Here is a 24,629-nt window from a genome sequence, read left to right as displayed (position 1 = left end):
GAACCTGACGGTTCCAGACGTCAGACCCTCTCCACGGCCCTATGCCAGCTGCCGGAGGAAGCGCACGTCGCCGTCGTAGAACCGGCGAATGTCGCTCACGCCGAAGCGCTGCATGCAGAAACGTTCGATGCCGAGTCCGAAGGCGAAACCGGTGTACTCTTCCGGATCGTAACCGACAGCCTTGAGCACGTTGGGATCGATCATCCCGGCGCCGCCGAGTTCGAGCCAGCGGCCGCGCCAGCGCATGTCGACCTCGACCGAAGGCTCGGTGAACGGGAAGAACGACGGACGGAAACGGATCGACGCTTCACTGCCAAGGTAGGCCGCAACGAACTGGCGGAGCACCGTCTTCAGGTGGGCCATCGTGACTCCGCGATCGACCATCAGACCTTCCATCTGATGAAACATGCAGGAGTGCGTCGCATCGACTTCATCAGGCCGGTAGACGCGCCCCAGCGACACGATCCGGATCGGCGGCTGCGTCGTCTCCATCACGCGGATCTGCACGGTCGACGTCTGGCTGCGCAGGAGCTTCGGGCCGCCGGAGAGCTTCTCGGCCGCGGCGATGTAGAAGTTGTCGAGCGGGTCGCGGGCCGGGTGATCGGCCGGAATATTGAGCGCCTCGAAGTTATGCCGCTCGTCTTCGACTTCCGGGCCATCGGCCGTCGAGAAGCCAAGCCGGGCCATGATGTCGCGGAATTCCTGGATTGTCTGCGTGATCGGGTGCAGGCCGCCCAGGCGGATGGCCACGCCGGGAAGCGTGACGTCGATGCCATCGACCTTCGACTTCGGCTGGTTCAGTTCGGCCTGACGCGCCTCACAGGCAGCCGTGACCTTCTCGCGGACTTCGTTGAACCGCTTGCCGACGACCGGCCGCTCCTCAGCCGAGACCTTGCCAACGAGCGCCTGCACATCCTTCAGCCGCCCCTTGGCACGCCCCAGGAATTCGATGCGGGCGGCCTCGAGTTCAGTGGCATTCGACGCCTTCGCAATGGCGGCAAGGGCATCGGCTTCGTAGGCAGAGATTTGAGCGACAGCGTCCATCAATCACCCCGTAGGGCCGGCGACCCCGGCCAATCACAGTGCAGACTTCGAAGGATTGAACAGAAGGCAAGGAAGGAAAGGAAGGGACATCGCAAACGGTCTGAAACCCTCGTTGTAGACGCTGCCAGCGTCGATCGCTGCAGCCCGCCGCAGCAACTGAGAAGGTAAACCCACAAGCTGCAGTGCAGTTCGGTCACGTCCCAACAAACCCTTCCTTCTCTTCCTTTCCTTCTGTTCCACTCCTCCAACAAAAAAGGCCCGGTTGCGCGTGGCAAACCGGGCCTTGTCTCTTCACACCTGAACTCAGGCGGCAGCCTTCTTCACGGCGCCCATGGCGACGGCGACGATTTCGTCGAACACCGCGGGGTTGTGAATGGCGAGTTCCGACAGGATCTTGCGGTTCAGCTCGCACTGGGCCAGCTTCAGGCCGTGCATGAACTGCGAGTAGCGGAGGCCGCGGATCATGCAGGCCGCGTTGATACGCGTGATCCACAGGGCGCGGAAGTCACGCTTGCGGGCGCGACGGTCGCGGAAGGCGTACGCCCGCGAGCGACGGACGTGCTCCTGCACTGTCCGCCAGAGTGTTCCCCGTCCGCCGACGCTTCCCTTGGCTTCACGGAAGATACGATTCTTCTTCCGCCGTGTGGCCTTACCGTACTTAATACGCATATCGCACCTTGATTCGGAGTGCCTTCCGGGACCTCAATCGGGTCCTGCGGACAGGCTCACGTGCAAATAACCTGATGGACTGAAAAGACCGACGTCCGCCTGAAACAGGCGTGATTCAGACGCCGGGACGCAGGGCGTCGACGATCGTCTTGGCGGCAACGCCGTCCACAACTCCGTCCTGACGGAGATGACGCTTCCGCTTGCCCGTCTTCGGGCCGAGAATGTGGCCGCGATTGGGGCTGCGATGCTTCGCCTTGCCCGAGGCGGTCACCTTGAAGCGCTTCGAGATCCCCTTGTGTGTCTTCTGCTTCGGCATGGTTTGGCCGTCGATACTTCCGGACGCAAAGTCGAAAGGGCGGAGTATAAGCGGACCTGCCTGATTCTTTCCAGCATGATTCGAGGATGTTTTTCGACGGAAATCCGGATTCCGGCAATGGCTTCGGAAAGGCGCGGCATCCCGGATCTTTCCTCCAGCCGCCCCCCGCACTGGCCGTCGATCCCGGGCGCCGGGATTCGCAGAGGCCGGGGGGGAACCGGTTTGCTATGGTCATCGGAACGCCCCGCCTGAATGACCCGCCATGCCTGATGACCTGCTGCAACCGCTCCGCGAAATGCTGTCGGAGGTTTTGCTTCGCAATCCATTCTGGCAGAAGAAGTTGCAGGGAATCGACGTCGCGACGTTGCAATCGCCCCACGACCTGGACCGCCTCCCCTTCCTCTTCAAGCCGGAACTGGTCGCCGACCAGGCGGCGCATCCCCCCTATGGTTCCAACCTGACCGATCCGCGCACCCGGTACACCCGGGTGCATGGAACCTCAGGAACCACCGGGCGGCCTCTGCGTTGCCTCGACACGGCCGAGAGCTGGCAGTGGGTGCTCAGTTGCTGGGAGCAGATCTACTCACTGATCGGCATCCGCGACGACGATGTGTTCGCGTTCCCGTTTTCGTTCGGTCCGTTCCTGGGATTCTGGGCGGCATTTGAAGGGGCCCAGAAGATCGGGCGAATGTGCCTCGCTGGCGGCGGGCTGTCCTCGGAAGCCCGCCTGAGGATGATCGAAGAAAACTCGGCCACCGTCGTTTGCTGCACCCCGACCTATGCCCTGCGACTGGCGGAAGCGGCCGCCGCGATGGGCATGGACCTGGCGAACGGCCCGGTCCGGGCCATCGTCGTGGCGGGTGAACCGGGCGGAAACGTGCCGGCGATCCGCGAACGAATCGAATCGGCCTGGGACGCGACCGTTTACGACCATTGGGGAATGACCGAAGTCGGCCCGCTGGCCGTCGAACCGGCGAACGATCGCGGCGGCCTCCAGATGCTGGCCGGCAAGTGTCTCGCGGAAGTCATCGATCCCGCGACCGGCAAATCACAGACTCCCGGCGAACTCGGCGAACTCGTCGTCACAAACCTTGGCCGCTGGGGCCAGCCGATGATCCGCTACCGCACGGGCGACCTCGTCCGCGAGCGCCCCGGCAGCCCACCGCTCTCACCCTATCTCGAAGGCGGCGTCCTGGGCAGGACCGACGACATGTTCATCGTCCGCGGGAACAACGTGTTTCCGACGAGCGTGGAGGCGGTACTGCGCGAATTCGACGATGTCGTTGAATACCGCATGACGTTGCGGCACAAACGCGAAATGCCGCACCTCATGATCGAGGTCGAGCCACGCCCGGAGTGCGACACAATCGCCGCCCTTTGCGAACGCATCCACCGCCGGATCAAGGATCGGCTGAACTTCCAGCCGGAGATCCTCGCCGTAGGAGTCGGAGAACTACCACGTTTTGAGTTGAAGGGGCGGCGTTTTATCCGTGAGCAGTCTTGAGGAGTGGCCATGTTTGAGCCTCCTCTGTTCCTCTTCCTCGCGTGCTTTTGGGCAGCCCAGGCGATTCTGGTATTCAAGGACTGGCTGGCCGATATCTTCGCGCCTCGGCGCGAAGAACTCACGGAGCCGCTTCACGACCTTGAACCATTGCTCGACGCGAAAGAGGTCGAGAGTTGGCAGTTTGAGCCAGAGTGCCCGGGAGTTGGACTTCGCGACCTGTTTCGCTTCCCAATCTGCATTCTCTATTGGGCCTTACTCTTCCTGTTCTGGCCGGCACTGATAACGGGAATGTTTCTCAGCGCGTGGGAGAGCTGCGCAGACCGGCGCAACTGACATTCGGCCAGGCCCGATTCAAACGAAAAAGCACCAGGCGTCCGATGCGAGGGGCCCGGTGCTTTGCGGTCCGAAACGAGCGCGCGACGCGGCTGTGTGCAGCCGGAGGCGTCGCGGGCGCTCGCGTGAATCAGATCACGCCGCCGTGTGTGCGGTAGGGCGTTTCCAGATCGGGCATATCGAGGCCCCAGATCCGGTCCCAGATCTCAGGAATCTGGCGGTAGCCTTCCGAGGTGTAGATCAATTGCCGAACCCGCTCGTCGGGTGACGCGCTCCAGATCGGAACGACGCAGCCGGACTCCACGGCCGAGGTGGCGGCAAGCAGGGCCAGCAGGAACAGCTTACGCATCGGACTCCTCCATGAGTCCGCGACCGCCTCGGGCGGTGCGGGGGGCACACCAATTCCGGCATTCAGGACGCCGGAACATTGCAACTCGTGATTCCGTATCAGGTTGCTCCAAGCCCATCCGCTGCGAGTCGATCGAAGAACTACAGGTCGGTGTCGGACGGCTCGCTGCCCATCGGGGCATCGCCATTCGACTCGACGGGCGGCACGTACGCCGGAGGCAGGCCCTGGGCTGCGCGAGCAGCTTCTTCCTGTTCCAGACGCAGCACCCGTTCTTCCATCTCCTTGCCGGGCTTGAAGGTTACGACGTATTTCTCCGCGACGTCCACACGCTCGCCCGTGCGAGGATTCCTCGCCTTCCGGGCAGCACGCTTCTTCACTTCGAACACGCCGAAATTCCGCAACTCGATGCGATGCTCTTCGACCAACGTCTCGATGATCGCTTCGAATGTGGACTGAACGATCTCCTTCGTCTTCAGCTGAGTCAGCTGATGCTTGTCGGAAATCGTTTTAACTATCTCTTTCTTCGTCACGTCAGAAATCCCCCAGGACGGGCTGATCACCGACGAAACTGTATTGGCGCTCTGAACTTAGTGTCAAGCGGCCAAACGAAATCCCACCGCCTGAGCGGTGTTCTCTGCCGGTCCGCGTTCCGGTCGGATCGACCGGCCGGCCTCCAGCGAGGCAATGGCCGATGCACCGTCCGTGACGTCACACTTGATCCATTGATCGTCCTGTCACAGACGTCAACTTCAGCCCTTTCGACAAAAACAGAAAACTTCGCCCGACTGATCGGGTCGCGGATGTTCGCAGGCTGCAGGCAGGCCTCAACTTGACCCGCGGTTGCAGCAGCCGTACCATCCGCTCAATCTACATTGGGCATCATAGGTTACGTCAAATCGATGTGCGGCAGGGAGCGGCGGTCATAGTGAGTGAACCACAAGGAACGCATACCGCGTTCACAACGATGGGCCTGAGTGCCCGCATGCTGAAAGCGCTGGAGGGCGTCAATTACGTCACTCCGAGCCCCATCCAGGCCGCTTTTATCCCGATCGCGCTCACAGGGCAGGACTGCATCGGGCAGGCACGAACCGGCACGGGAAAGACCTGCGCGTTCGTCATTCCACTCCTGGAACAGATCGACCACTCGCGTCCGGCGGTGCAGGCCCTGGTGCTCTGCCCCACTCGTGAACTCGCCGAGCAGGTCGCCGTGGAAGCCCGCCGCCTGGCCTCCGAACACCTGTGCGAGCCCGCCCTGCTCGTCGGCGGAAAACCGGTCGGCAAACAGATCCGGGATCTCGATCGCTCGCCGGCGATCGTGGTTGGAACACCCGGCCGCGTGATCGACCTGCTGCAGCGCGGCAACCTCAACCTCAAGGAACTGCGAATCGCCGTCCTTGATGAAGCCGACCGGATGCTCGACATCGGGTTCCGGCCGGCGATTGAGAAAATCCTCAGGCAGTGCCCGACCGACCGCCAGACGCTGTTGCTTTCGGCAACGCTTCCTCCGCCGGTCGAACGGCTGGCCCAGAAGTTCATGAAGTCGCCGGAGATGGTGGATCTCTCGGGCGATTCAATCTCGGGCGACCTCGTGCAGCAGTACTACTGCACGGTCGACCGTGAGAAGAAGTTCGGCCTGCTGGTGAAGCTCCTGCTCGCCGAACGGCCTCACCAGTGCATCGTTTTCACGCGCACCAAGCGGAAGGCCGATGAGCTGTACCGCCGGTTGAAGCGCCGCCTCCCGGAAGTGGCTGCGATCCACGGCGACCTCCAGCAGTCGGAGCGCGACCGCGTGATGAAGCGGCTGCGAAGCGGCGAGCTGCGGCTGTTGATCGCCACCGACGTGGTCGGTCGCGGGATCGACATCAGCAGCATCTCGCACATCATCAACTACGATGTCCCCGAGTCGTGCGACGACTACGTCCACCGGGTCGGACGGACCGGCCGCATCTCGTCGGAACGCAACGGCCGCGCCTTCACCTTCGTCACCAAGGAAGAGGGCGAAGAACTGACGCGCATCGAGATCCGCATCAACAAGATGCTCGACGAGTGGCGTCCGCCCAATGACGCCTTCTTCACACCGAGGGAAACGCGATACGTCGAGGCCGAAACGCCGGCGCCAGCCCGCAACGACGAAGATTTCGCCGACTTTTTCGTCGCCTGATCTCTCGACCGATCGGTCACTTCAGCGATCACGTCCCGCAGACGACGTCTGCGGGACCGGGCTCCGTGTTCCATTTCTTCACCGGGACACGTTCAATGCCGGTCGTCTCCTGCGGACGTTGCACCCGTTCCGGAGAGAGGGCCCAGGCCATCAGCTCCAGTGCGGTCACAAGCCGCGGCCCCGGCCGGCTGAGAAACGCCGAACCGTCCAGAACGAAAATCTTGCCGTTCTGCACGCAGGGCAGGTCGTGACCAGCGACATGCTCGAAAAGAACTGGCAGGTCTAATTTCGTCCGTTCGATGCTGAAGCCACAGCACGAGATGAAGCAGACATCCGGCCGGGCGGCCACCACCTCTTCCCACGATAACGTGACCGAACGCTCTCCCGGTTGTCCGATCATTTCACGACCTCCGGCCAGTTCGACGATCTCGGGAACCCAGTGACCCGCCGAGAAGGGGGGATCGATCCATTCGAGCACGACCACACGCGGCCTCTCGGCAGCGCCGGGATCGCCCGGCTCCGCGACGCTTCGGATCACCGAATCGATCCGCTCCTCGAGCCCTCGGCGTGCCTGCACCCCGCGGCTGGGGGCGCCCGCGGCGGCCGCAACGGCCTCGAGCGAATCGAGGACCTCGTCCAGTCGCTGAGGCTCCAGGTTCACGACCTGCGCCCCCGTCGGCAGACGGCAGAGGGCATTCCGGACGTCTTGTTCGGACACGGCACACACGTCGCAGAGCGACTGTGTCACGATGAGATCGGGCTTCAATTCGACGAGAAGGTCGTGATCGAGCTCGTAGAGCGAATTCCGCGTGGAGAGCTGCTCGCGAACCTGCGCATCGATGTCGGAGCTCGACGCGGTGGGGGACAGCCGGGTTCGAGTCAGATGCGGGAGCCCTGAAACGCCGGCGGGGAAATCGCATTCGTGAGTCACCCCCACGAGCTGGTCGCCAAGCCCGAGTTCACAGACGATTTCGGTGGCGCTCGGCAATAACGAGACAATCCGCATGAATTCCGCGTCCCTCCAGGCTGCTGGTCGGTGGGGTAGGAGTACCCGCTCACGGGCATCCCGTGCCAGTGACGGCCCCCTCTCGGGTCCGGAACACCGGGGTACGGCCGTCATTCGCACTGCCGGGGCCCCTCAACAGACGTGCGGAATTTCGGTTCTCGCTTATCTGTCGACTCAGGGCGGTGTAGAGTAAAGAGCTGGTGCGAGGTCGATCGAGGAACCTATGCAGCGAACACGGTGTGGGCTGTTGGCGATCGTGTTGTTGACCGCGACCGCGGTGCGCGCGGCTGAGCCAGACACAGCGAAGCTCAAGTTCTTCGAATCGAAGATCCGGCCAGTCCTGATTGACCAGTGCTACGAATGTCACGCCGCCGGCGCGAAAGCCGTTCGAGGCGGCCTGCTGCTCGACTCGCGAGAAGGGCTGCTCCAGGGAGGAGATAGCGGCCCGGCGATCGTGCCCGGAAAACCGGACGAGAGCCTGCTGATGTCCGCGCTGCGTTTCGAAGATTTCGAAATGCCGCCCAAAGGAAAGCTGGGGGACGACGTCGTCCGCAATTTCGAGCAATGGATCCGCGAGGGGGCCGTCGATCCCCGCACCGGCTCCGGGCCGTTGGTCGCGAAGACAATCGACATCGAAGCCGGACGTCAGTTCTGGGCCTTTCAGCCGATCTCCCGGCCCATGCTGCCGGCGGTCGCAGATTCCCGTTGGTCCGGCTGCGGAATCGATCGGTTCGTGGACGCGAAGCGCCGCGAGACAGGCCTCGAAGCCGCGCCTGCGGCGGACCGGGTGACGCTCATCCGGCGGGCCACATTCGACCTGTGGGGGCTGCCTCCCAGGCCGGAAGAGATCGCCGCCTTCGTCAACGATCCGGCCCCCGATGACGAGGCGTTTGCCCGCGTCGTCGATCGCCTCCTCGCGGCGCCTCACTTCGGGGAGCGCTGGGGAAGGCACTGGCTGGACGTGGCCCGATACGCCGACACTACGGGCGGCGGCCGCTCGATGTTCTTCGGGGCCGCCTGGCGATACCGGGACTACGTCATCAACAGCTTCAACGTCGACAAGCCGTTCGACCGTTTCGTCATCGAACAGATCGCCGGCGACCTCCTTCCATACGACAACCACGATCAGGGAAGGGATCAGCTCACGGGCACCGCGTTTCTCGTGCTCGGCCCGACCAACTACGAAGAGCAGGACAAAGAACAGCTGCGGATGGACGTGATCGATGAGCAGATCGACACCCTGGGCCGGGCGTTCATGGGGATGACGATCGGCTGCGCGCGGTGCCACGATCACAAGTTCGATCCGATCCCGACGCGCGACTATTACGCGATGGTGGGCATCTTCCGCAGCACGCAGACCCTGATCCACGACAACGTCTCGACCTGGGTGAAGCGTCCGACTCCTCTGCCGGCCGAAGAACAGGCGGTTCTCGAGAGCCATGCCCAGGAAATGGCCGCGGTTCAAAAGCAGATGTCGGCCCTCGAGCCGGAGCTGAAGAAGATGCGCTCGACGGCCGCCCTGCCGGAAGCCGGAAAGCCGCACATTGTCGACGATCCCCTGTCGCTTCCGGGCGTGGTCGTCGACGACTCGAACGCGGAAGTCACCGGAGACTGGATCAGTTCGGGCTTCCTCAAGTCATACGTCGGTTCGGGCTACGTCCACGATGGCCGGACCGGCATGGGCGAGAAGAAGGTGGTTTTCCGGGCTGACCTGCCAAAGTCCGGCGTGTATGAGGTGCGCGTCGCCTACAACTTTTCTCCATCGCGTTCGTCGAAGACTCCGGTCCGCGTGATCCATCGCGACGGGGAAACGCTGGTCCGCGTGAACCAGCAGCAGCAGCCCGACGTGGATGGCCTGTTCCAGTCCGTCGGTCGCTTCACGTTCACGAACGACGTGGCCGCCATCGTTTCGATCTCGAACGACGGCGTTGATGACGGCCATGTCATCGCAGACGCCATCTGGTTTGTTCCCGCTGCCTCCGACGACGCGTCGCGGAATGGCGCGGCCAACGAGGTCGCCGTCGCTCCGACCGACGACGCAGTCGAATCCTCCGCCCGCCGCGAACGGATGGAGGCCCAGCACAAGGAGCTGGCGAAGTCGCTCGCGAAACTGAAGAAAGAAGCTCCACCTGCTCCGCCGCTGGTCCTGTCGATCCAGGACGAACAGAAGATGGCGGATTACCACGTCTGCATTCGCGGCAACGTGCATCAACTCGGGGAGACTGTCCCCCGCTCGTTCCTGCAGGTGGCAATGCGCGGACCGGCGCCGCAGATTCCCGAGACGGCCAGCGGGCGGCTCGAACTGGCCCAGTGGATCGCCGGCCCGGACAATCCGCTGACGGCCCGCGTTTATGTGAACCGCGTCTGGCAGAAGCTCTTCAACGAAGGGATTGTTCGATCGGTCGATAACTTCGGAATTCCCGGAGACCGGCCGACGCACCCCGAGTTGCTCGACCACCTCGCTTCGGAATTCATCGCGGACGGCTGGTCGACCAAGGGGCTCATCCGGCGGCTGATGCTGTCACAGACGTATCGCATGAGTTCCGACCGGCAGGAGAAAGCGGTTGGGGCTGATCCCGAGAACAAGTGGCTGGCCTCGCAGAACCGGAAACGGCTCGATGCCGAGGCGATTCGCGATGCGCTGCAGATGGTCAGCGGCACGCTCGACCTGACGATGTCGGGAGACATGATCCGCCCCGGAACGAAGGCGGAATACGGTTACCAGTTCGACGAGGGACGCCGCAGCGTCTATCTGCCGGTCCTTCGGAACTGCCTGCCCGACACCTTCACGACGTTCGACTTCCCCGACCCGAACCTGTCGACCGGTAAACGGGCGACATCGACGCTCCCGACCCAGGCGCTGTACCTGATGAACAGCGACTTCGTGCGGAGTTCCGCGGCGACAACGGCGGCCTGGGTCATGAAGTCGGCCACGTCTGATGAGGAACGGCTCAATACGCTCTACGAATCCGCGCTGGGGCGACGCCCGAGCCCGGAGGAACGCTACGCCGCGATGACCTATCTGAAAGATGCCGGGGTCGAACTGACGAGCGATCGCGCCTGGACGAACCTGGTGCAAACCGTCTTTTCCAGTGTCGACTTCCGCTACGTCGACTGAAGCCGACTGGCGAACTCCCGAGAACAAGCCAGCGTGTCTGGACATTCGAACTCGGCCGTCACACTGCTGAACATCGCCCCCACAAGGGTCCGGCCAGCGCCCCCAGGCTCCTGGCACGCTCAATTCTGCCCCGCGCGCAACCTCTCCCGTAGAGGGAGAGAGTTCGTTCTTTGGCAATTCAGGACAGACGAGTGCTGACCGGGCGAGTCGGAGGGCAAATGACCTCCAAAAACTTGTCACACATGTCACAGGTGTCACAGGTCACGAATCCCCAGGGGTTCAGACCATTTTCTGCTGTCACAGGTCTCCGTCACAGGTCGTCACACGTGGCCCATCAGCCCGCCGCAAAGGGCCTTCAACAGCGGAGACCGACATCCGGCGCAGGCTTCGAGCCCGCGGCGTGTGGGATTGGCTGGACGATCTAAGGCCGCGGCTGACCGACTTCACTGGAATCTGAGGAGAGCGGCAGCGAAGGAATCACCTGTGGAAGAAAGGCGGCCATGGCGTCTGCAGCGCGCATCGCCTGGCCTCGCAGTTCCCAGAGGTTCTGCACGCTGGACGGTTTGCGGAACAGCGATCCCGCCACCACTCCCCAGCGTTTGAAGCCCTGCGCGGCGAAAATCGCCAACGCCTCGGCGGGCAGGTCGGCCGTCAGGTCGTCACTGATCCCGCGAATCGCCAGGAACTTCTGTCCGGCGGCGCGGCAGGTATCGGCCACCGCGAAACTCTCGAGGTCGACGGCAAGGCAGCCCGTTTTCGTGGCCGCCAGCTTCTTCTCCGTCACCGTTCGCAGGATGTGGTCGGCACAGAACAGTGGACCGGCATGCAGGCCGGTATCGGGATCGGCCTCGAATCGGACGTCGAATTTCAGTTCCCGGGCGTCGTGGGAGCGAATCGAGGTGGCAACCACCAGATCCCCCAGGACGACGGTGGGGACGATCGAGCCGGAGAAGCCCACGGAGATCACCCAGTCGGGGCGATGGGCATCGAGCAGGGCGCGAGTGCCCCGCGCAGCGAGTGAGGCGCCGGGGCCCGTCTCGACCACAGCGATCCGGAGCTGGCCAAGCTTTCCTCCGCGAAACACGAAGGGGCCGCCGGTGTACTTGTGCACCTGCTCACAGCGATCGAGAAAGGGAGCGATCTCCATGTGCAGCGCCACCACGATGCCGATGTCGGCACGGGCGGTGTCAAACTCGGGTCCAGGCGGAACGGGCGGAGGCGGCAGCGTCACGGTCTCGCGCCTTGAGGGCGGGAAAGTTGAGCAGCACCGGCGGCGTCGCCGGGCGGGTGGACGCACGCTGTCACGGGGACGCGGCGCACGCGCATCATTCCGCCTGGAACCGTCGTTGAAAAGGGTCGCGGCCGCGCGTGGGAGTCACGCAGCCGGCTCGTCTGGAATCCGCGCGGCCAGATCGCCCGCAGGATCGTCATCCCCGACGGCCGCTACGGACGGCATCCCCGGGGAGTGCATCGATCTGCGAGGGGACGATCAATAACCGAGGAACGTCTGGCGGAGCCACGCGTTCTTGGCGCGCTCGAGTTCCATCAGCCGGGAGAACGCTCCCTGTGAACGGCCGGTGTTATAGCTGTAGTTGTAGGTCCGGGCCGGACGGTAAGCCGACCGGTAGTAGTATCGCTGAGCCGCCTGGGCTTCCGAAGACGCGACGACGGCGAAGGCAGCCAGGACGAGAAGAAACCGCTTCATGTGAGTCACCTTGGGAGGGAGGGAAAACTTCCACGCCAAGGGAATCGGTCAGACGGCCGGGCTGCCATCGGCAAATTCTGCCGGGAAGACACGCAGGCTGGGGCCTGCCGGCAAGCCACGCGACTTCTACCTGTTGTAGCGGTTGCTCCAGAGGCCCCTGCCAAGGGGCCGAAGTGAAAGAGTTCAGGCCGCCTCGAGGAACCACCGCGGCGGAGAGAATTGACGTAACTGGTTGATTCCCAGGAGTTCCAGCCACGTCAGAAGGCGGTCGCGACTGCAGGCGGGGACGGCCCCGCAGAAGTAGTTGAGGTTTTCCCACCGGTCTTCGACGAATCGCCGCGTCAGAAACTGCAGCGCCGGGTCACCGGGGTCGGCCGTCAGCCGGCCGAAGCAGTCCTCTTCGAATTCGATGTACCGCCGGCGGCCGTAGAGGTGTTCCAGCCGTTTCCATCGGAGAAAGGTCGCCCAGTACCGGTCGGACCATTCTTCAAGCGCCTGAGGCCCGACATCGCGTCGACAGCGTTCGCTCTCCAGCCACTTGAAGCGGTCTGCTTCCTGAAGGGCTTCCTCGTACAGGCTTTGTACCCGCGTGCTCTGATCGTCCAACATCCGACACTCGTGAGAGTGATGTCCCAGAGCCGACCCCGGCCAACACACCGGTCCCCTGGCGGGCTCCTTTTCATCACTCGGCGAAAGTGACGGGAGAACGTTAATGGCGGCGATACGCGGCTTTCAAGTTTGAGCACGTTCCGGGCCTTCCCGATGTTGAAGCGCTGAATTCAGACGAAGGTTGAGCCAACCTCGTGAGAACGCGCAGGTATATTTCATGAAGCCGGAACAGTCTCCGCAGTTTGACGTGCTTGACCAGTTCACGTCACTCCGGAGAGTTCCGTCTGCACTGGCTCGGACGATCGAATCGCTTGCAGCCAAACTGCCGTCGCGCTCGATGACAACGCTGGATCACTTCGCGCGGCCTGTTCATCCAGGCCGGCTCATGGAGGAGGCGGGGACTCGTGTACGAGAAGTTCTTTTCGCTGTCGCATCGTCCATTCGCCGCTGCACCCAATCTGGAGTGCATCGTCGCGCATGAGGGCTACGTCGACGCAAGAGAGAAGCTCCTGCGCTGCCTGATGGATGGCTGCGGCACGGCCGTAGTGACGGCATCGCCCGGCCTGGGCAAATCGCTGCTCTGCCAGGACCTGCAGAGCCGCCTCCGGGGGATGTTCACCGTCGCCTACCTGTGCTCGGCCCAGTTTCCCAACCGGAAGGCCATGCTGCAGGCGATTCTCTTCGAACTGGGGGCGGAATACCTGGGATTGTCGGAAGACGAAGCCCGGCTGTGCATCATGCAGGCGGCACAGGAGGCGGCCGATCGAGGTCGCAGCCTGATCGTCATCGTCGACGAAGCGCACCTCGTCTCGACGGAACTCCTGCAGGAACTGCGCGCAATCGCCGAGCCGTCCCCCCGCTGCGCCACGCCCGTGCGGCTGATGCTGGCAGGCCAGCTGGAACTGGAGGAGCGTCTAGCCGACCAGTCGCTCGATTCGCTGAACCAGCGGATCGCGTGCCATGCCATTCTCGAGCCGCTGACACAGGCCGAGTCGGCGGAATACATCCTCGAGCGACTGGCGATCGCGGGCGCCAAGACGCAGCTGTTCACCGAGGAGGCGATGGCCTTCATGGTGAAGGCGGCCGACGGAAACCCGCGCGCGATCCACCAGCTGTGCGATCACTGTCTTCTCTCCGCCTATACGATCGAAGAGAAGCCGGTCTCTGTCGAAACCGCCCGGAATTCGCTCGAAGACCTGCGATCGCTGCCCCTCCACTGGAACGACGCCGGACTTCTGGACGACGCCTCGGGGATGGACGACGAAACGTTCGAAGATTCAATGGAGGACGACTTCGTCGCGACTGTCCAGACACCACTCACCGCCGCTGGCGACAGCGACCTCGAATCCGTCCAGGAGCCGTCGGAGGTCGTTTCGCACGATCCGGGACCGCTGTGGGGCGATTCGCCGGACGTGGGAGTATTCGAAGTCGGCGGTAATGCGGCCGATTCCCACGAGGAGCCGCATCTCGAAGCTCCACTCGCCTCCCAGCCGGAACCCGAGATCTCCGACGCGGCGCTGTTCGCTTCGGTCGCCCCCTGGCCTGCCGTCCCCGTTGAAGCGATCGGCTCGCATGAACTTGAACTTCCTGCTCCGGAATCGGTCGAGGCGGAACCGGACGAGGCGACGCTGAAGCTCTCGACCCAGATCGATATCGAACTCTCGGAGCCGGTCAGCGCCGAAGTGATGTCCTCGTTTGACGTCATCGAGCCCGAAGGTGACGAGGAGCCTGTCATGGAAGCGCCGGAGCAGGAGGCCGCGATCGCGCCGCCCGAGGAGCCTGCGCCCTCCGCCGAACACGCATTCACGCTTCATCAGCCGGCCGTGGAATGGTCCGAGCCGGATGACGTCGACGAGAGTGAAGAAGACACGGCCATCGAGGCGCACTGGTCGCGGCATGTCCAGTTCCTGGACGAGCTCGAACCGGACGATTTCGACGACGAAGAAATCGTGATCAATGACCATTATGCGGCGCTCGACCGCGCGTCGCAGGCGCTCTCGAGCTGGCTGCCGCAGGCCCCGGAACTGCTGCAGTTTCTTTCACAGTACGCGATGAAGGAACAGCCGCGCCGCGCTCACGAACCGACCTCGTCGATGCATCAGTCGGCCGTCGAACTGGCGGAGCCGGAGGAAGCGGGCCACGAGGAAGAACTCCTCGCAACGATCCGCGGACTGCAGGAACAGTTGCGACAGGCGTCCGTCGAGCGGCCGATGCCGGTCGATGGCCGTGAATCGTGGCGGCAGCCGGTCGAATACGACGTGGTGCAACCGCCGGAGGAATCGGCTCACCATGTCGCTGAGCCGGTGGTCGAGACGTCGCCCGCGCCTGCGGTGATCGAACACGAGGCTCCAGTCGCTCATACGACGGCCCCGGAGCCGGTGAAGTCGCGGTTCGCGCAGCTCTTCTCGCGAATCCGGCAGCGACGGCGCGAAGTCGAGGATCGGCTCCGAAAGAATACGGACTGGATCTGACCGGCGAACAGTTTTCTGACGCGACCAACGGAGCCGAGACCCGCGGTTCAACTCCCGGGTCTCGGCTTCTGCCTTGCGCATCGGTTGCAAGGCGCGCGGTTTCCGCGAGACTGACACGTATCCGCTCGCAACTCCGCGCCAAAAGGTTTCAAGATGGCTCGCCTGCTCACCCGGCTTCTTGCTGCGATTGTCCTCGTCCAGAGTTCGCTTCTCGGCGCAGCAGAAACCAGCAAGCCCAACTTCATCTACATCCTCGCCGATGACCTTGGTTACACCGACGTCGGGTGGCACGGGGATGAGATCAAGACGCCGCACCTGGACCGCCTTGCCAACAACGGCGCCAAGCTCGAGGCGTTTTACGTCCAGCCCGTCTGCTCGCCCACCCGGGCCGCACTCATGACGGGGCGTTACCCGATGCGGCACGGCCTGCAGGTTGGCGTGGTGCGTCCGTGGGCCGCACACGGACTTCCTCTCGATGAACGCACACTTCCGGCGGCCCTGGCTGAAGCCGGCTACGAGACGGCAATCTCCGGCAAATGGCACCTCGGCCACTTCAAACCGGAGTACCAGCCGACGAAACGCGGTTTCCAGCACCAGTATGGCCACTACAACGGCGCGCTCGACTACTTCACGCATGATCGCGACGGCGGTCACGACTGGCACAAAGACGACAAGGTCAATCGCGATGAAGGGTACAGCACGGTCCTGATCGGCGACGAAGCGGTCCGCCGCATCAAGGAACGGGAGAAATCGAAGCCGCTGTTCCTGTATGTCCCCTTCAACGCCGTTCACTCGCCGCTTCAGGCGCTGGAGAAGGATCTCGAAAAGTACGCCCACATTCAGGACAAGAAGCGCCGCGCCTACTGCGCGATGATGTCGTGCCTGGATGACCAGGTCGGGCGCATCGTGAAAGCCCTCGACGACGAGCAGATCCGCGACAAGACGCTGATCGTGTTCTCCAGCGACAACGGCGGGCCGCTCGGCCTGGGCGCGACGAACGGAACGCTCCGCGCCGGCAAAGGCTCGCTGTACGAGGGGGGCGTCCGCGTCTGTGCGCTGGCCCACTGGCCGGGAAAGATCAAAGCCGGGACGGTCGTGAACGAACCGCTGCATATTGTCGACATTTACCCGACGCTGCTGACGCTTGCCGGGGCATCTCTCGAACAGAAGACTCCGCTCGACGGCCGTGATGCATGGGCTGCCATCACTCAGGGCGCCAAGTCAACGCGGACGGAAATCCTCCACAACACGACGCCGACGACAGGGGCGATCCGGATCGGTGACTGGAAGCTGATCCTGAACGGAAACGCCCCCGTCGACAACGTGGAAACGAGCGGTGCGCCGATCCGCCGGCGCCAGCGCATGGGCGAACGGATGGAGTTGTTCAACATCGCCGAGGATCGCAGCGAGAAGAACAACCTGGCCGAATCGCATCCGGACAAGGTGAAGGAACTGAAGGCCCGTTACGACGTTCTCGCGGCCGAGGCCGTTCCTCCGAAGAACGAGCCCAAGCCGGCGGGTTTCCAGGTCCCCAAGGTCTGGGGCGAAGCGGGACAGTAATCCCGGACGTTCCTCATCAATGCAATGCCCGGCCTGCGTCAGGCCGGGAACGTTTCTCGCTGCACCGCCCGCCATGTCCGAATCTCCGGCGAACGAAGTCGATCGCCTGCGCCGCGAAATCGACCGGCACAATCGCCTGTACTTCATCGAGGCCGCTCCGGAGATTACGGACCTCGATTTCGATCTGTTGCTCAAGCGGCTGCAACAGCTCGAGCAGGAGCATCCCGAGCTCGATTCGCCCGACAGCCCGACGCACAAAGTTGGCGGCGCACCGATTGCCGGATTCACGACAGTGCAGCATCGCATCCCGATGCTGTCGATCGACAACTCCTACGATGAGGCCGGAGTCCGCGAGTTCGACCAGCGGGTCCGCAAGGCACTGGGCGTCGAGAGCGTGGACTACACCGTCGAATACAAGATCGATGGCGTCGCCGTCGCGCTCGTCTATGAAAAGGGACGGCTGGTGCAGGCGGTCACGCGGGGCGATGGCAGGCAGGGGGATGATGTCACGCACAACATCCGCCCGATGCGGAGCGTCCCGGATCGCCTGGTTGTCGATGATCAGGCCCATCACGACGCGAAGACAATCGCCACAGCACTGTCAGAAGCCGAGCACATCGAGATTCGGGGTGAGATTTTCATTGCCAATCGCGATTTCGCACTCCTCCGCAGTCAGCAGCAGGAACGGGGCGAATCTCCGTTCGCGAATTCACGAAACGCCGCAGCCGGAGCGCTGAAGCTGCTCGACCCTGTCGAATCGCAGCGCCGAAAGCTGCGGTTCTTTGCACATGGAATCGGCGATCGAGCAGGGATCGAGTTCGACACCCATCTGCAGTTTCTGGAAGCTCTCCGGGCGTGCGCCGTCCCGACCACGCCACGCGTCGAACGCCGGACGGGCGTTGATGCGACGCTCGAATGGTGCGGCCAGCTCATGGAGGGGCTTCACGATCTCGATTTCGAAGTCGACGGTCTGGTGATCAAGGTCGACCAGCTGACTCTTCGTGAAACCCTGGGGACCACCTCCAAGAGCCCCCGCTGGGTCGTCGCCTACAAGTGGGAGAAGTATGAAGCGGTGACGCAGGTCCTCTCGATTGATGTGCAGGTCGGAAAGACCGGGGCGCTCACGCCCGTGGCCAACCTGGCGCCCGTCGAGATTGCAGGGACCACGGTCTCACGCTCGAGCCTTCATAACCGCGACGAACTGGAGCGACTGGGCGTGCGCATTGGCGACTGGGTCGTCGTCGAGAAGGCCGGCAAAGTGATTCCGCACGTGGTCCGCGTCGAACTCGAACGCCGCACGGGGGACGAAGTCGAGTTCCAGTTTCCCGAGAAGTGCCCCGAGTGCGGCGGCGACGTCGCCCGGGACGAAGGAGGCGTGTACGTCCGCTGCATCAATCCCGATTGCCCCGCCCGGTTGCGGGAAACGCTCCGTTTCTTCGCCTCGCGACAGGCGATGGACATCTCCGGCATGGGCGAAAAACTTGTCGAACAGCTGACGGCGGAAGGGCTGCTGACCAGTCTTTCCGATGTCTATCGACTCAAGGACAAACGCGAGCGACTACTCGAGCTCGAACGACTCGGCGAGAAATCCGTCGAGAAGCTCCTCGAAGGCATCGAGATTTCCCGCAGCCGGCCGGTGTGGCGACTGCTGACTGCTCTCAACATCCGCCATGTCGGCGTCAGCACGGCTCGCGCGCTCGAACAGGAATTCGGGTCAATCGACTCGATCGCGCGGCAGCCTCTGGAGGAACTGGCAGAGACCCCCGACGTCGGCAGCGTGATCGCCAGGGCCATCTTCGACTTTTTTCACTCGGAGTCGGGCGAGCGCATTGTTCAGGAGCTGAAGGAGCTCGGACTGAACTTCGGAGAGGCGCGTCCCGAAGAAGAGCGCCAGGCCCGGAAAGCAACAGCCGCGGCATTGGCCAGCGCGTTGACCGGTCCGACCGCCGACAAGCCGCTCACCGGCATGTCGATCGTCGTCACGGGAACGCTCGCGAAGCACAAACGCGACGAGATCGAAAGCATGATCCGCGATCTCGGCGGCAAAGCGTCGAGCAGCGTCTCGAAGAAAACGGCCTTCCTGGTCGCCGGCGAAGAGGCGGGGTCGAAGCTGGAAAAGGCCAGAACGCTGGGGGTCGAAGTGATCGACGAGGATGAGTTCCTCAAGCGAATCGGCCGGAGCTGACTTCCCGGGACGCCGCTGGAGGGAATGCTGATCGCCCAGGAGGTCGATCGGACCGCGGCATCTCGCGCGGTCCGATCGGGTCCACCTTTCGTGCGGCGTGGCTCAACGTGTCGCGTGCAGGGCCAATGGGCCGCCGACGACCACCGAGTACGCCGAAAAGCCGGCAGCCCCGGCTGTCACAAATGAGTAGTTTCCGGGAGAGACGTTCAGGAACCGGAACGATCCGTCGGAGCTGACGGATGTCTGTTTCACAATCGCGCCGTCCCTGACCAGAAAAGCGGTCATGGGGGTCTTGTTCCCGGACTTTGACAGGTTGAGTCGACCGGGAACGCCGCCATCGGGTTCGATGGTCACGGTGTGATGCTTCAGGCTGGTTTCCGGGCCTTCAGCCTGCGTGCCCTGCTGAACCAGAGAGGTGTCGGCGACCGTTGGCACGGGCCCCACCGACGACCGCCCTGCATAGCGTCTCGCGATGGAGTGCGCGGCGCCGAAATCCGATGGCGGAATCGCCAGCGATTCGATCTGGCTGGCGGCGGTGAGGTCATTGGGATTCCCCACCGCTTCAAGACCGTAAGTGCAATATCCTCCCGGTCCATAGGCCACCAGAGTATAGGAGCCGGGTGACAGGCGGGCAGTAAATGTTCCATCCGGGGCGGGAAGAGCTTGCGCCGAGAGAGACCCGTTGCGATAGAACGAAACCGTGATGTCGGACAGCACCCGGACGGCGCCGCCGGAGTCAATCGACTGGATCGTGCCAGTGACCGCTCCATTCACGAGCATGACTCGACCGGACCGGAGGGCTGTCTTCGATGCCGAGGCATTCACAACATTCGTCGTGGCAGCCCCTGGTGAATCGACGGCCGAGACAAGACTTGCAGAAAAGGCCACCGCGACGCCGAGAGAGACCGTTCTAAGAATTGGTCGCAACATGACGAGCACCTCAAGTTGGAGAGAGAGAGCTAGGACCTCATATCAGAGAGCAAGGACCCGCGGCCGCACTTGGTTCAATTCTGACCGACGCGTCGACGGGAATCGAGGGTGACGGGGGGCCAACGCCATCGATTGGGCCCCGATGCCCGTTCCGGGACGCGCGCGCCTTGAGACTCGCCCGACCGATCCATCAGCTGCCCGCCCCCGGCGAACGGTCAACCTCTGTGCACCCGCGCAGTCGTTCGTTCCCGCCGTCTGCAAAGAATCTCTGCCCGCGATCCGTGAAGAAGGCTCCGCCTCAGCGTCTCGACATTAATCCCGAAGGGGACTTTCTCCGGGCGCGCCGCCGGGAGCGACCTTCACATCATTCCCGGATCCTGCTGGAACACTCTCCGAGTTGTACTCGCCGCGCCGCGACTCTTCGGGCAGATGCTCGTGAAGCACGAACGTCGGGCGCGGGTGCGAGTTCACGTAGGCCGCGATGTCGAGGGCGTCCTTGTCCTCCAGCGTGGCATCGTCGAGCGGCATGGCCACCTTGAGCCAGTTGGCGAGATTGTGGTCTTTCGCCAGTCCCGCTCCGCTGTTGTACGACCGCGGGCCCCACACGGGCGGATTGCCATCATGCCCCGCTCCGTCGGCGGAGTGGCAATCCGCGCACTTGTCCACATACAGCTGCCTGCCACGGGCGCGATCGGCCGTTGAGGGGTCAATCTTCAGAGCCGGGACCGCAAGCGGGCCATGTGGACTCCTGGCATTCATTGCGATCGATTCACCGGTGGACAGCCAGGTGATGTAGGCCGTGATCGCGACCGAGGGCTTGCTCCCAAGTGGAGGACGGATTCCGTTGCAGCTGCGCATGAAGCAGTTCAGCACCCGGTCTTCGAGGGTAATCACCCGGTTCTCGCGGGGGGACCAGGCCGGATAGGCGGTTGCCGTCTTGAGGAACGTTCCGGCCGTCGGATGCTCGCCGTTGTCCAGGTGACACGAGGTACAGTTCAGATCATTCCCGACAAACGCCTTCGTCAGGTCGTGAGTCGCGGTCTTTTCGACGAGTGTCCGGCCGAGTTGGATCGTTTCTCCAAGCGGCCCTTCAGGAATTCTCCGCGTCGACGGCGCGTTCGCACTCCTCACATGGCTGAGCGGAATCGCCGTGCACAGGCCTGCTGTGAACAGCACGGCCGCCAGGCACGCTCGTGAGATATGGGAGTTCGACATCGCTTCCTGAAGGCGAAACAACGCGGGCTACGAAACATTGATCGTAGACGCCTCTCGTGATTTGGCCTGCGACCGTCGATGCCCCACAGACGACGCGCCCATGCTGACGGTTCTGCGCGTCTCAACTTTGGAACGCGTTAGTCATGCCAGGCAGGTCCAGCTATGGTAACTGTCCCCCCTTGGCGGTCCCCGCCTTCCACAAATCTCTCCGGTCGAAATGATGCCGACTGCCGAACCGTCCGCGCCTGTTCCGGAAATCGTCCCGTCAACCCCCAGTATGCGGACCCACGAAGACTGGTGGTCGATCTACTGCGGAGCGTTTTTCCTCGCGGTTGCGTTTCTCGCGGTCTGGATGGCGAAGCCGGCCGACCTCGCTGAGAAAATCTCGGCCGGTGAAACGGTGAAGGTCTCCAGCCCTCTCTCGAGGTGGCTTGCGTTTCCCGGCTCGTGGACGTCGAACCCTATCGACGCCTTCATCAAGCCGGCCACCGAGAAATCTCCGGCCATGAACGTTCTCCCCGGCATGCTCGGGGCATTCTTCGCAATCGGAATCGTCTTCGGCATCGCCATGCAGGTTCGCCGCGGAGAGGGCGAAAAGTTTCTGAGAGCATTCCCCGTCGTCTTCCTGCTGGCTGCCCTGTCGTTCGTTCTCGCGGGGCAAAGCCTGATCAAGGCGTACAATCTCGAATACGCTCTCTGGGCCCTGCTGGTGGGACTGGTGATCTGCAACACCATCGGAACTCCCGACTGGCTGCGTCCAGCGGTGGCAACCGAGTTCTACATCAAGACGGGCCTCGTGCTCCTTGGGGCCGAAGTTCTCATGAGCCGGCTGCTCGCACTGGGGGCTCCGGGAGTGTTCGTGTCATGGGTCTGCACGCCGATCACCCTGATCGCCACCTACATCTTCGGACAGCGGATTCTCAAGATCGAGTCGCGCTCGCTGAACATGGTGATTTCGGCCGACATGTCGGTCTGCGGCGTCTCCGCGGCGATCGCCACGGCCGCCGCCTGTAAGGCGAAGAAGGAAGAACTCTCGCTGGCGATCGGCCTCTCCCTGATTTTCACCGTCGGGATGATGGTGGTGATGCCAGCCATCATTAACGCCGTGAACATGGATCAGACCCTCGCGGGCGCCTGGCTTGGCGGAACGATCGACTCCACCGGCGCCGTGGCTGCGGCGGGTGCGCTCGTCGGCACACAGGCCCTCGAAACTGCGACCACGGTCAAGATGATCCAGAATATCCTGATCGGAGTCATCGCCTTTGGCGTCTCGGTCTACTGGGTCACGTTTGTTGAGCGAAATCCAGGGGGGCAGCGGCTCGGCGTCGGCGAAATCTGGAAACGGTTTCCCCGCTTCATCATCGGCTTCTTTCTGGCTTCGGTCGTCTTTTCAGTCCTCTTCAGCACGCTCACAGGCGGCCCCGAATTGATTGGCGCCATGACCAAAGGGACCACGATCCCGCTGCGAAGCTGGCTGTTCTGCCTGGCCTTCGTGAGCATTGGCCTAGAAACGAACTTCCGCGAACTGGCTCCCTATCTCAAGGGTGGAAAGGCGCTCACGCTCTACGTCGTCGGCCAGACACTCAACCTCTGCCTGACGCTTGCGATGGCCTGGCTCATGTTCCGCGTGATCTTCCGCGAGGACCTGCCGACGCCATGAATTCCGCGGCCCCTCTCAAGCAGTCCCGCGGCGGCCTCGCCCTGCTCACCAGTGGCCTCGCGATCGGTCTCGTCTGGCTCGTCGTGCTCCCCTGGCTTTCCTCGTTGCCGAGCCAGAGCGCCTACATCGACTGGCTTCGCGCCAAGCGGATCGACCCCAGCGCCCGATACTACACCGAGGTGGAAGCGATGGAGCCCATCCTCCAGCGTTTGAACGAACAGACAAGAGCATCGCGAGCGAAATAACCGTCAGTCTGTCGTCCACTCCGACTTCAACAGGCCCAGGATCAGCGAGTCCTGCACTTCGCCGCCAACGCGCCAGCGCTCGCGGAGCAGGCCCTCTTCACGAAATCCGAGCCGGGTTAACAGGCGTCGGCAACGCTCATTTCGCGGATCGGTGTCGGCTTCAATCCGCTCAAGCCCAAGCGTGTCAAACGCGAACGCCACGAGGGCCGACACGCCCTCGCGCGCCAGTCCTGTCCCCCAGTAGCGGCGATTCAGGGCGAACCCGATTTCCGCCCGCAGGTTGGCGTAGTCGAGATTCAGCAGCGTGCATGTCCCGACAACCTGATTGGACACGCGGTCCGCAATCCCCCACTGGAACAGGCGTCGGGCGGCGAAATGGTCACGGATCTCCTGGAGCAGGGCGACCGCGTCATCCCGCGACGACATGGGCAGTGAACTCCAGAACCGCATCACTTCGCGGTCGGAGAACAGTTCGAAGAGCGAATCCGTATCCCCTTCGGAGAGCGGGCGGAGCACGACGCGTTCAGCGGCCACTACGGGCAGGTCGCCCCCCCAGTCATCGTGTCGCCAATTCATAACTCGCCTTACGCCTGCCACCGGAAAACGAAAAAAGGCCGCACCAGTCTGACCGGTGCGGCCTCATGTTCAATCGAGCGAGCGTTCGACAACGCCCGGACGCAGTCACTTAGCGGTCGTAATCAACGACCAGCAGTTCACCGCGCTGCTTGATCTCGACTTCGTACTTTCCGAAGTCGTAAACCACGCCGTTTCCGCGACGGGTGCAACGGATGTCAGCGACCGCACAGGGCGGAACGCAGATCTCGACGCACACCTGGCAGCAGGGGTTGCAGGGGTCGGCAACGGCCACCTGCATCGGCACGGCACAGGGATGAGCCTTCCAGCCCTGGCGGACCTTCACGTTGTGGTACACGGCCGGGGCGATGTGCAGGGTCTGCACGGGAACGGCAACGTCCTCGGGAGTCGACTGCGGCGCGATGATGATGGGCGCCGGCATCGGCGTGGGCGAAGCCATCGGCGGCAGGTCGGCCGGCGTGGGCTGCGGTTCATAGGCGATGCGACCGCGATAGCCCTCGGTGACCCGCAGGACATCCGATGCGGGATCGGCGTTTTCAACTTCCGTCCGCCCCACGAGACGGGCCCGCAGGTTGAACAGGCCGCCGTTCGCGACATTCGCGACCAGCGTGAGGCCGGTCATCAGGACAAAAAGGGACTTCCGCATTCTCAAATCCTCCAAAGTGCAGACGCCGGCGACTCCGACCGCCAGCGACGGGCATCTCAGCCCACCCAAAAACGATGACCCCCCAAAGGGTCGAGTCCGAACATGGCGCGTTTCCGCCGTGTCGTTGAAAAGAACTCTAGCTGCTGAAGAGGTGCCAGTCACGCAAAAAGTGAGTAGTCTAGCGAGGTTGGGTTGACAGTCGCGAGCTGATTGTTCCAGTAGCAACGATTCGTCCGCCCGCCTCACCGCACTGCTCCGGGGGCCTGCCGTCGCCGCCCCTGGACCATTTTCCCGCCCGCCACCTGGCCT

General features: G+C 63.2%; 22 protein-coding genes. 9 read left to right on the top strand and 13 right to left on the bottom strand.

Annotation, left to right across the window (positions count from 1 at the left end):
* Positions 1-39: 39 nt before the first annotated feature.
* The 3 genes from pheS to rpmI all read right to left on the bottom strand — a co-directional run bounded on the left by pheS (position 40) and on the right by rpmI (position 2,029).
* Positions 40-1,044: a phenylalanine--tRNA ligase subunit alpha gene (gene pheS / locus Pan44_RS21990; protein WP_145033936.1), complete on the bottom strand. Its 1,005-nt coding sequence runs from the start codon at positions 1,042-1,044 to the stop codon at positions 40-42.
* A 303-nt stretch (positions 1,045-1,347) separates the two neighbouring features.
* Complete coding sequence (rplT, locus tag Pan44_RS21985) at positions 1,348-1,713, bottom strand: 50S ribosomal protein L20 (RefSeq protein WP_145033935.1); 366 nt, start codon at positions 1,711-1,713, stop codon at positions 1,348-1,350.
* A gap of 115 nt (positions 1,714-1,828) precedes the next feature.
* A complete protein-coding gene (gene rpmI / locus Pan44_RS21980; RefSeq protein WP_145033934.1) occupies positions 1,829-2,029 on the bottom strand; it encodes a 50S ribosomal protein L35 in 201 nt (66 codons plus the stop codon).
* 262 nt (positions 2,030-2,291) lie between these two features.
* On the opposite strand from rpmI, the gene Pan44_RS21975 reads away from it, so the two are divergent.
* Positions 2,292-3,533 carry a phenylacetate--CoA ligase family protein gene (locus tag Pan44_RS21975; RefSeq protein ID WP_145033933.1) on the top strand — a complete coding sequence of 414 codons (1,242 nt, stop codon included), beginning with the start codon at positions 2,292-2,294 and terminating at the stop codon, positions 3,531-3,533.
* A 9-nt stretch (positions 3,534-3,542) separates the two neighbouring features.
* Positions 3,543-3,866 carry a hypothetical protein gene (locus Pan44_RS21970; protein WP_145033932.1) on the top strand — a complete coding sequence of 108 codons (324 nt, stop codon included), beginning with the start codon at positions 3,543-3,545 and terminating at the stop codon, positions 3,864-3,866.
* A gap of 130 nt (positions 3,867-3,996) precedes the next feature.
* Here Pan44_RS21970 and Pan44_RS21965 read toward each other — a convergent pair whose 3' ends face one another.
* Together Pan44_RS21965 and Pan44_RS21960 are read right to left on the bottom strand one after the other, a co-directional pair.
* Positions 3,997-4,215, bottom strand: coding sequence for a hypothetical protein (locus Pan44_RS21965; protein WP_145033931.1), 219 nt, complete (start codon positions 4,213-4,215; stop codon positions 3,997-3,999).
* 140 nt (positions 4,216-4,355) lie between these two features.
* Positions 4,356-4,745: an HU family DNA-binding protein gene (locus Pan44_RS21960; protein WP_145033930.1), complete on the bottom strand. Its 390-nt coding sequence runs from the start codon at positions 4,743-4,745 to the stop codon at positions 4,356-4,358.
* A gap of 452 nt (positions 4,746-5,197) precedes the next feature.
* On the opposite strand from Pan44_RS21960, the gene Pan44_RS21955 reads away from it, so the two are divergent.
* On the top strand, positions 5,198-6,376 hold the full coding sequence (locus tag Pan44_RS21955; RefSeq protein ID WP_231754128.1) for a DEAD/DEAH box helicase: 1,179 nt from the start codon (positions 5,198-5,200) through the stop codon (positions 6,374-6,376).
* A gap of 28 nt (positions 6,377-6,404) precedes the next feature.
* Here the strand turns inward: Pan44_RS21955 and Pan44_RS21950 are convergent, their stop codons facing one another.
* Positions 6,405-7,382, bottom strand: a complete 978-nt coding sequence (locus tag Pan44_RS21950; RefSeq protein WP_145033929.1) for a cobalamin-binding protein — start codon at positions 7,380-7,382, stop codon at positions 6,405-6,407.
* 223 nt (positions 7,383-7,605) lie between these two features.
* On the opposite strand from Pan44_RS21950, the gene Pan44_RS21945 reads away from it, so the two are divergent.
* Positions 7,606-10,500 carry a DUF1553 domain-containing protein gene (locus Pan44_RS21945; RefSeq protein WP_145033928.1) on the top strand — a complete coding sequence of 965 codons (2,895 nt, stop codon included), beginning with the start codon at positions 7,606-7,608 and terminating at the stop codon, positions 10,498-10,500.
* Between the two features lie 421 nt (positions 10,501-10,921).
* Here Pan44_RS21945 and Pan44_RS21940 read toward each other — a convergent pair whose 3' ends face one another.
* The 3 genes from Pan44_RS21940 to Pan44_RS21930 form a co-directional block, all read right to left on the bottom strand.
* Positions 10,922-11,731 (bottom strand): phosphorylase family protein, encoded by an 810-nt coding sequence (locus Pan44_RS21940; protein WP_231754127.1) that lies wholly within the window; start codon positions 11,729-11,731, stop codon positions 10,922-10,924.
* Between the two features lie 258 nt (positions 11,732-11,989).
* Positions 11,990-12,205, bottom strand: a complete 216-nt coding sequence (locus tag Pan44_RS21935) for a hypothetical protein (RefSeq protein ID WP_145033927.1) — start codon at positions 12,203-12,205, stop codon at positions 11,990-11,992.
* Between the two features lie 183 nt (positions 12,206-12,388).
* Positions 12,389-12,814, bottom strand: a complete 426-nt coding sequence (locus tag Pan44_RS21930) for a hypothetical protein (RefSeq protein ID WP_145033926.1) — start codon at positions 12,812-12,814, stop codon at positions 12,389-12,391.
* 404 nt (positions 12,815-13,218) lie between these two features.
* Here Pan44_RS21930 and Pan44_RS21925 point away from each other — a divergent pair, with 404 nt between their 5' ends.
* From Pan44_RS21925 to ligA, 3 genes are all read left to right on the top strand, one after another.
* Positions 13,219-15,285 (top strand): ExeA family protein, encoded by a 2,067-nt coding sequence (locus tag Pan44_RS21925; RefSeq protein WP_145033925.1) that lies wholly within the window; start codon positions 13,219-13,221, stop codon positions 15,283-15,285.
* 153 nt (positions 15,286-15,438) lie between these two features.
* Positions 15,439-16,845 carry an arylsulfatase B gene (locus tag Pan44_RS21920; protein ID WP_145033924.1) on the top strand — a complete coding sequence of 469 codons (1,407 nt, stop codon included), beginning with the start codon at positions 15,439-15,441 and terminating at the stop codon, positions 16,843-16,845.
* Positions 16,846-16,918: 73 nt separating this feature from the next.
* Positions 16,919-19,030: an NAD-dependent DNA ligase LigA gene (ligA, locus tag Pan44_RS21915; RefSeq protein WP_145033923.1), complete on the top strand. Its 2,112-nt coding sequence runs from the start codon at positions 16,919-16,921 to the stop codon at positions 19,028-19,030.
* 102 nt (positions 19,031-19,132) lie between these two features.
* On the opposite strand, the gene Pan44_RS21910 is transcribed toward ligA, so the two are convergent.
* Together Pan44_RS21910 and Pan44_RS21905 are read right to left on the bottom strand one after the other, a co-directional pair.
* Positions 19,133-19,810 carry a hypothetical protein gene (locus tag Pan44_RS21910; RefSeq protein ID WP_145033922.1) on the bottom strand — a complete coding sequence of 226 codons (678 nt, stop codon included), beginning with the start codon at positions 19,808-19,810 and terminating at the stop codon, positions 19,133-19,135.
* 462 nt (positions 19,811-20,272) lie between these two features.
* Positions 20,273-21,175 (bottom strand): c-type cytochrome, encoded by a 903-nt coding sequence (locus Pan44_RS21905; protein WP_145033921.1) that lies wholly within the window; start codon positions 21,173-21,175, stop codon positions 20,273-20,275.
* A gap of 217 nt (positions 21,176-21,392) precedes the next feature.
* On the opposite strand from Pan44_RS21905, the gene Pan44_RS21900 reads away from it, so the two are divergent.
* Together Pan44_RS21900 and Pan44_RS21895 are read left to right on the top strand one after the other, a co-directional pair.
* The gene (locus Pan44_RS21900) at positions 21,393-22,835 is read left to right on the top strand and encodes a YeiH family protein (RefSeq protein ID WP_197453552.1); all 1,443 of its coding nucleotides are present in this window, start codon (positions 21,393-21,395) and stop codon (positions 22,833-22,835) included.
* Positions 22,832-23,080 (top strand): hypothetical protein, encoded by a 249-nt coding sequence (locus tag Pan44_RS21895; RefSeq protein WP_197453551.1) that lies wholly within the window; start codon positions 22,832-22,834, stop codon positions 23,078-23,080. The genes Pan44_RS21900 and Pan44_RS21895 overlap by 4 nt, the downstream gene beginning before the upstream one ends.
* Positions 23,081-23,083: 3 nt before the next feature.
* On the opposite strand, the gene Pan44_RS21890 is transcribed toward Pan44_RS21895, so the two are convergent.
* Together Pan44_RS21890 and Pan44_RS21885 are read right to left on the bottom strand one after the other, a co-directional pair.
* Complete coding sequence (locus tag Pan44_RS21890) at positions 23,084-23,656, bottom strand: GNAT family N-acetyltransferase (protein ID WP_145033919.1); 573 nt, start codon at positions 23,654-23,656, stop codon at positions 23,084-23,086.
* Between the two features lie 109 nt (positions 23,657-23,765).
* Positions 23,766-24,320, bottom strand: a complete 555-nt coding sequence (locus Pan44_RS21885; protein WP_145033918.1) for a hypothetical protein — start codon at positions 24,318-24,320, stop codon at positions 23,766-23,768.
* Positions 24,321-24,629 lie beyond the last annotated feature (309 nt).

It is taken from the genome of Caulifigura coniformis, from assembly GCF_007745175.1.
Classification (GTDB): Bacteria; Planctomycetota; Planctomycetia; order Planctomycetales; family Planctomycetaceae; genus Caulifigura; species Caulifigura coniformis.
This window is presented reverse-complemented; position numbering and strand designations above follow the sequence as displayed.

Bases quoted from the DNA above. Each gene is read 5' to 3' on its own strand.
- pheS (WP_145033936.1), bottom strand. From the start codon at position 1,044: ATGGACGCTGTCGCTCAAATCTCTGCCTACGAAGCCGATGCCCTTGCC.
- rplT (WP_145033935.1), bottom strand. From the start codon at position 1,713: ATGCGTATTAAGTACGGTAAGGCCACACGGCGGAAGAAGAATCGTATC.
- rpmI (WP_145033934.1), bottom strand. From the start codon at position 2,029: ATGCCGAAGCAGAAGACACACAAGGGGATCTCGAAGCGCTTCAAGGTG.
- Pan44_RS21975 (WP_145033933.1), top strand. From the start codon at position 2,292: ATGCCTGATGACCTGCTGCAACCGCTCCGCGAAATGCTGTCGGAGGTT.
- Pan44_RS21970 (WP_145033932.1), top strand. From the start codon at position 3,543: ATGTTTGAGCCTCCTCTGTTCCTCTTCCTCGCGTGCTTTTGGGCAGCC.
- Pan44_RS21965 (WP_145033931.1), bottom strand. From the start codon at position 4,215: ATGCGTAAGCTGTTCCTGCTGGCCCTGCTTGCCGCCACCTCGGCCGTG.
- Pan44_RS21955 (WP_231754128.1), top strand. From the start codon at position 5,198: ATGCTGAAAGCGCTGGAGGGCGTCAATTACGTCACTCCGAGCCCCATC.
- Pan44_RS21950 (WP_145033929.1), bottom strand. From the start codon at position 7,382: ATGCGGATTGTCTCGTTATTGCCGAGCGCCACCGAAATCGTCTGTGAA.
- Pan44_RS21945 (WP_145033928.1), top strand. From the start codon at position 7,606: ATGCAGCGAACACGGTGTGGGCTGTTGGCGATCGTGTTGTTGACCGCG.
- Pan44_RS21935 (WP_145033927.1), bottom strand. From the start codon at position 12,205: ATGAAGCGGTTTCTTCTCGTCCTGGCTGCCTTCGCCGTCGTCGCGTCT.
- Pan44_RS21930 (WP_145033926.1), bottom strand. From the start codon at position 12,814: ATGTTGGACGATCAGAGCACGCGGGTACAAAGCCTGTACGAGGAAGCC.
- Pan44_RS21920 (WP_145033924.1), top strand. From the start codon at position 15,439: ATGGCTCGCCTGCTCACCCGGCTTCTTGCTGCGATTGTCCTCGTCCAG.
- ligA (WP_145033923.1), top strand. From the start codon at position 16,919: ATGTCCGAATCTCCGGCGAACGAAGTCGATCGCCTGCGCCGCGAAATC.
- Pan44_RS21910 (WP_145033922.1), bottom strand. From the start codon at position 19,810: ATGCTCGTGAATGGAGCGGTCACTGGCACGATCCAGTCGATTGACTCC.
- Pan44_RS21905 (WP_145033921.1), bottom strand. From the start codon at position 21,175: ATGTCGAACTCCCATATCTCACGAGCGTGCCTGGCGGCCGTGCTGTTC.
- Pan44_RS21900 (WP_197453552.1), top strand. From the start codon at position 21,393: ATGATGCCGACTGCCGAACCGTCCGCGCCTGTTCCGGAAATCGTCCCG.
- Pan44_RS21895 (WP_197453551.1), top strand. From the start codon at position 22,832: ATGAATTCCGCGGCCCCTCTCAAGCAGTCCCGCGGCGGCCTCGCCCTG.
- Pan44_RS21890 (WP_145033919.1), bottom strand. From the start codon at position 23,656: ATGAATTGGCGACACGATGACTGGGGGGGCGACCTGCCCGTAGTGGCC.
- Pan44_RS21885 (WP_145033918.1), bottom strand. From the start codon at position 24,320: ATGCGGAAGTCCCTTTTTGTCCTGATGACCGGCCTCACGCTGGTCGCG.